The organism is Enterobacter cloacae complex sp. SHL021 (assembly GCF_049237765.1).
Lineage (GTDB): Bacteria > Pseudomonadota > Gammaproteobacteria > Enterobacterales > Enterobacteriaceae > Enterobacter > Enterobacter cloacae.
In genome coordinates this window covers 1-4,648 of record NZ_JBMKJG010000050.1, presented here as the reverse complement: position 1 = coordinate 4,648, position 4,648 = coordinate 1, and the positions used below count along the sequence as shown (strand labels likewise).

Annotated in this window: 9 protein-coding genes; all 9 read right to left on the bottom strand. The window is 52.3% G+C overall.

Annotated features, from left to right (window positions below; genetic code table 11):
• Positions 1-570 precede the first annotated feature (570 nt).
• The 9 genes from ACOTZF_RS25020 to ACOTZF_RS24980 all read right to left on the bottom strand — a co-directional run bounded on the left by ACOTZF_RS25020 (position 571) and on the right by ACOTZF_RS24980 (position 4,493).
• The gene (locus ACOTZF_RS25020; protein WP_421636231.1) at positions 571-1,260 is read right to left on the bottom strand and encodes a bacteriophage antitermination protein Q; all 690 of its coding nucleotides are present in this window, start codon (positions 1,258-1,260) and stop codon (positions 571-573) included.
• Complete coding sequence (locus ACOTZF_RS25015) at positions 1,257-1,373, bottom strand: hypothetical protein (protein ID WP_114078535.1); 117 nt, start codon at positions 1,371-1,373, stop codon at positions 1,257-1,259. The genes ACOTZF_RS25020 and ACOTZF_RS25015 overlap by 4 nt, the downstream gene beginning before the upstream one ends.
• Positions 1,370-2,002 (bottom strand): recombination protein NinG, encoded by a 633-nt coding sequence (locus tag ACOTZF_RS25010; RefSeq protein WP_421636230.1) that lies wholly within the window; start codon positions 2,000-2,002, stop codon positions 1,370-1,372. The genes ACOTZF_RS25015 and ACOTZF_RS25010 overlap by 4 nt, the downstream gene beginning before the upstream one ends.
• A complete protein-coding gene (locus ACOTZF_RS25005) occupies positions 1,995-2,165 on the bottom strand; it encodes a NinE family protein (RefSeq protein ID WP_421636229.1) in 171 nt (56 codons plus the stop codon). The genes ACOTZF_RS25010 and ACOTZF_RS25005 overlap by 8 nt, the downstream gene beginning before the upstream one ends.
• Entirely contained in the window at positions 2,165-2,620 is a 456-nt protein-coding gene (locus ACOTZF_RS25000; RefSeq protein WP_421636228.1) for a YbcN family protein, read from the bottom strand. The genes ACOTZF_RS25005 and ACOTZF_RS25000 overlap by 1 nt, the downstream gene beginning before the upstream one ends.
• 184 nt (positions 2,621-2,804) lie before the next feature.
• Positions 2,805-3,026: a hypothetical protein gene (locus ACOTZF_RS24995; RefSeq protein WP_063135916.1), complete on the bottom strand. Its 222-nt coding sequence runs from the start codon at positions 3,024-3,026 to the stop codon at positions 2,805-2,807.
• A gap of 2 nt (positions 3,027-3,028) precedes the next feature.
• Complete coding sequence (locus ACOTZF_RS24990; protein ID WP_396001864.1) at positions 3,029-3,271, bottom strand: DNA polymerase III subunit theta; 243 nt, start codon at positions 3,269-3,271, stop codon at positions 3,029-3,031.
• Positions 3,272-3,573: 302 nt separating this feature from the next.
• Positions 3,574-3,858, bottom strand: a complete 285-nt coding sequence (locus ACOTZF_RS24985; RefSeq protein ID WP_396001910.1) for a DUF4752 family protein — start codon at positions 3,856-3,858, stop codon at positions 3,574-3,576.
• A complete protein-coding gene (locus ACOTZF_RS24980; RefSeq protein ID WP_421636227.1) occupies positions 3,858-4,493 on the bottom strand; it encodes a hypothetical protein in 636 nt (211 codons plus the stop codon). The genes ACOTZF_RS24985 and ACOTZF_RS24980 overlap by 1 nt, the downstream gene beginning before the upstream one ends.
• Positions 4,494-4,648 lie beyond the last annotated feature (155 nt).

Sequence of the window (4,648 nt, the reverse complement as noted above, 5' to 3'; positions counted from 1 at the left end):
GATGACGATGTAAGACCAACGCCTACGATAGTGAAGGTCTCAGACATATTTATTCCGTGTGTAGTTGGTTCAGGCCCTCGGGACGATTTAACAAGAAGGCATATCGAGGATGGTTCCCGGGGCCTGGAATAAAAAACCTGGCGACAATCCAGGAAGATGAGGGAAAGGCAATGCCGGCTCTCTGGCCGAAGGGTCCCAGGTAGTGGGTTCTGTGTGCGGCGCGCCGCAAATAAAAAAGCCCCGCACAATGGCGAGGCTCTTAATTTTCTTCTTTGCAGTTACGGCGCTGGTTTCCAGTCACCCCATTCAGGCTCACTTGAGGATTTAAACCAACCCTCGATCGCCTTCATTGCTGCTTCGGTACATTCTTCGCAGTTGGATGGGTGAGCTGGCTTTCCATAAGCTCCGATGCTGCAGGAGCAACCCTTACGCCACTCCTCTATTACCTTGAGCGGGTGCATAGGTCTTTTAAGCTGGCTTACTTCCATCTCAACCTCTTAAAGAAGCGCTGGACACCGCCAGTGCATACAACATTGGCACAATATCAGATTTACATGAAATATATGCGTTTCAATCCAGTTTTGCAAGACTTGAGTCAAAATTTGTCGCCTTTTGTTGTGAACGTGATCGCGTAACCTGCAATAATGCCCCGCCATCTAGTCGCAGGAAGATACGCCTCATCTCCACCCAGCGGTCCGTAAACGTCTCAGACCAGTTTTTTGGCGTTACACCGACTAGTTCCGCCAGCGCCTGATATTTGTATGTCTCACGGCCTGCCAACTCCGCTTTGACGTCCTGCGCCGCCAGCCATATCAGTTTCTTCAGGCGCTCCATCGTTTTGCCGGCCACCTTCTTCGCGCCGAGTTGCTCCCGGAACTCAGCCCATGCCCACTGAGTGATCGCCACCTGGTACTCAAAGCGGATATTTTCGCTGTAGTTCCAGAGCAGCCATGCTTTCTGGTGGCCCTCCAGCGACAGGACAGCGCGGCGCCATGATGCTGTCACGAACTCCACCGGCCCCACCAGCGCAATGGATGAGCCCTTGGCGCTGGACTGGCTTCCACTCATTGGCGGACCATCCGGGTTGACCATGCGCTGCTTATCCTTGTCGAATACCTTTTTCCGGCCCCGGCTGCGCGCCGTCGCGGTGAATTGCGCATTCTCGGCGAAAGCTACCAGTTGCCCTTTCGTCGCCCCGCTGAGGTCTGCAGTCGCCACAATAAGCTGCTGACGTACGTATTCCAGTTGCTGACTGTTCATGCGGCTTCCTTCTGTGGCTGGTTGGTTTTGGTCTGGCTGTGTTTTGCTATTGGCGGCAGGTTTGCGCGCTTAACGCTTTCTGCCTGGTACCGGAGGAAGTCGGTATGGTTCATGCGGCCTCCTGTCGGCGGGCCCGGCGCTTTTCCAGCGCGCGGGCTTTGCGTGTGAAAATGGATTTGATGCGCTGCAGGTATGGGATGTCGAACCGGCGGACAGAGTTATCGTTGTTTATCGCGTCGACTTTTTCGGCACCGATGCGCTCAATAAGGCCCTGTTCAAATGCCTTTTGCGCGCCGTCCCGATCCCGGTTGCAATAGACACACTGGGCAGCGGTATTGTGAAGGTTGAAAGCCAGATGCGCGGCAGCTCCACGGGTGCGGTAGTGGCCGCAGTCCATGGTTCCGCCAAACTTCTGCTCCGGCAGCCTGCCGCAGCTGATGCATGGCTTACCTGCATCCCTCAGACGGACGTACCGATTGAAAGCAGCCTGCGCTTCAGCTCTCCACTGCGGTTTCGTTTTTAGCGCCACTTTTCTTGCTTTCAGATCCCGGCGCTCCGCGCGCTCTTTCTCTTTACGTTCCTTAATGCGTTTAGCCGCGGCTTTCACCTTCTCCTTTTCGCGTTCTTCCATCGCGAGGATTGCGCCGTGCTCCGGGCAGCACCAGCGGATCCTGATATCGTGGAATTTCGGCACGAAGTATTCGCCGCATACTTTGCACTTACGGCGTGATGGTTTACGCATGATTCCTCCGTGCCGCGAGACGCAGCCATTTCTGATCCACCAGGCTGGCGGTGTAGCCCTTCAGTGTCGGGATGTCTGACGGGTTAACCGCGGCCTTACGCTTGCGGCGCACCGGAACTCGGAAGATTTCGTTTGTGATGACGCGGGAAAGTGGAGTAGACATCAGGCCTCCTGCTTATCGCGCAGTTGTTGGTATTCACAGCTCTGCGGAATGGTCAGGTGGCAGCCGATATTCATCGCCCAGGCTTCGACCTTGCACAGGAAGACGTACATTTCGCCCGTTTCAAGATCAGACGTATGGCGGAGAGATTGGACCGTGGTGACCTCGCCGGACACGACGTCTACCCGGTCCTTGCTTTCGTAGCCGAGATAGGTGTGCTTCATCGCGTCTTTAACCCACTCAGGCGTAGCGAAGGCCTTACCGCGGGCGATGAGGTAGTCGCTGATTTCCGTGTACCACATGTGGCTGAGAGCGTTCTGCGACAGGCTGCGCTTCTCGCGCCACGGCTTCACCTGCAGGCGGAAGCATTGCCCGGCATCCAGCAATGGCTGAATCTGCTGGCCTACGGCCGCGAAGTTGCCGCGATGGAGTTTGATGCCGTCTACTGGCAGAGTCATACGGCCTCCTTAACGGAAACCGCAGAATGCAGAAAATCGCAGGTGCATTTCTGCATCTGTGACAAGGTGAGGAGTTCAGATTGTGGTCGCATTTAAGTCCCCTTAAATGCGCAGAAGTCACCGGAGTTGTTCAGGCTCCGATGACATGATTATGGCGGGTTGATTTCAGAAAATCAAAGGCTGATTATTCTCCGAGGAAAGTATATTTTTCTCCGTCAAAATCATGGAAATAAAATCCCTTGGCTGTTCTCTCATCGAAAATGAACTCGAACAGCTCATCATCAGCGGCGCCGTCAAAAATGACTTCCGTGACTGAGTCTTTAGGGAAAACTAACATTTCCGGCGATCCGTCAGTGAACTCTGCGTCCATAACGATTTTTGGGTTCTTTAGTAATGCAACTTTCATTTTTAGTCATCCTGTTTCAGGTAAACCGGATCGCTACCTTTCGGCAAAGTTATCGACTTCTCACGATAAAACTTAAGGCGCTCAAGGAAGTAATCACGCAAATGCTCCGGCTGCTCACGCATCACCACTTCGGCGATAACCGGCATATTTAGGCGCTCTTTGTACGCCACTCCGGACGCTGCTAGATCAACGTTAACTTTGTCACGTTCATCGTCACTTTTAGCTGCTAAGTTATGTTCTGACATGGAATCCTTTAAGGGAGGCAATATGCGTGGAATATTTTTAGACAGTAAACCGTGTAGTGAAGAAAATAGCAGATCGAAGCATCTAGTACAGTTCGATGATGGATCTTACAGCGTTTTGTATAGCTCAAACGACATAATATTCAAAAAAGGTGAAAAATTTAGCAATGATGGCGGACACTGGAAATCTGATGATTTTGGTAGTTTTCAGATAGTAGCGGTCCCCAAAATGTCAGAAGAAGATGCAAATAGAGAGTTTGAAAGATAGGCCTCATTCGAGGCCTGTTTGTTATGCTTCGAATGGGTTAGGCATTGGGATTACCTTTTGGCCGAAGAATGTGGATCGTCATACCGCTTTCGGTAGTAATAACCACCCTCTGCCCAGGCTCGATATCTGCCAGCCTGAACGCTTCATAAAACGAGTCCATAGCTAGGGTTTTCTCGTCTTTCCGGTTCCACCAGCGCCAACAACGGCGAAACAGAATACCAATAAACCAGCCATACGCTTTGGCTACCAGGTAAAACCATGCAATCACCATAGTTGCGAAAAATAACCAGTCCGTCGCGCTGAAGTCTCTAAATGCGTCCATCACTTCACCTCCTGCTTCGGTGCTGCTGCTATCATCGCTGCCCAACACAACTTAGCCCGATGCGCCGCCTGCTGGCATCCGCTCATGGATTCGTATGCCTCCCAAACATCTGCATCGCTAAAGCTCTCATCTGGCTCAGACTCGAAACCATTGACGATCATGTCTTCAGTTGGCTCAACCGGTACTGCAACCCACCCCTCAGGCAACTTGTAAGCCGTCGTTACAGGTTCGGCACCCTGAAGCATGGCGTCGCGGCAGGCGTTAAATCCGCGAGCCCATGCCTCATCAACTTCAGTAAGGTCATACTTGATGAATGCCGGGCAATCTTCAGCAGTAACATCATCAGGCACAGATGCCGGCGCTGGCGGGGCGGCGCGATACAGAAGCACATCACCCATCTCTGTTCTGGATGCTGGCCATACGTCTGCATCGGAGCCAGATTTGAGATAATCAAGATTGGACTGGTCGATGACGCACACAGCCTCCGCTTCGAGCGATGCCAGAGTAATTTCAGCTAGCTTGAGGTGAATCACCGCCGCATCAGAAGCACCAGGGATTTTTTCCACCGCACCGCGCAGAACCTCAATGTTCTTCTTGGCCTGCTCAATCAACTGCTCTTTGGTGAAGGTGCTCATGATGCCTCTCCTTTACCGGCTGCTGCGATCATCTTGATACAATGCTTGGATAGCTCTTTTTTTACAGAATCAATATGGCAATAAGCACCACTTTTGAACGGAGAGCCTTGCTTGAAGTCGAAGAACGAATATGGCGGCAGATTGATTTCACGCGA

Bases quoted from the DNA above. Each gene is read 5' to 3' on its own strand.
- ACOTZF_RS25020 (WP_421636231.1), bottom strand. From the start codon at position 1,260: ATGAACAGTCAGCAACTGGAATACGTACGTCAGCAGCTTATTGTGGCG.
- ACOTZF_RS25015 (WP_114078535.1), bottom strand. From the start codon at position 1,373: ATGAACCATACCGACTTCCTCCGGTACCAGGCAGAAAGCGTTAAGCGC.
- ACOTZF_RS25010 (WP_421636230.1), bottom strand. From the start codon at position 2,002: ATGCGTAAACCATCACGCCGTAAGTGCAAAGTATGCGGCGAATACTTC.
- ACOTZF_RS25005 (WP_421636229.1), bottom strand. From the start codon at position 2,165: ATGTCTACTCCACTTTCCCGCGTCATCACAAACGAAATCTTCCGAGTT.
- ACOTZF_RS25000 (WP_421636228.1), bottom strand. From the start codon at position 2,620: ATGACTCTGCCAGTAGACGGCATCAAACTCCATCGCGGCAACTTCGCG.
- ACOTZF_RS24995 (WP_063135916.1), bottom strand. From the start codon at position 3,026: ATGAAAGTTGCATTACTAAAGAACCCAAAAATCGTTATGGACGCAGAG.
- ACOTZF_RS24990 (WP_396001864.1), bottom strand. From the start codon at position 3,271: ATGTCAGAACATAACTTAGCAGCTAAAAGTGACGATGAACGTGACAAA.
- ACOTZF_RS24985 (WP_396001910.1), bottom strand. From the start codon at position 3,858: ATGGACGCATTTAGAGACTTCAGCGCGACGGACTGGTTATTTTTCGCA.
- ACOTZF_RS24980 (WP_421636227.1), bottom strand. From the start codon at position 4,493: ATGAGCACCTTCACCAAAGAGCAGTTGATTGAGCAGGCCAAGAAGAAC.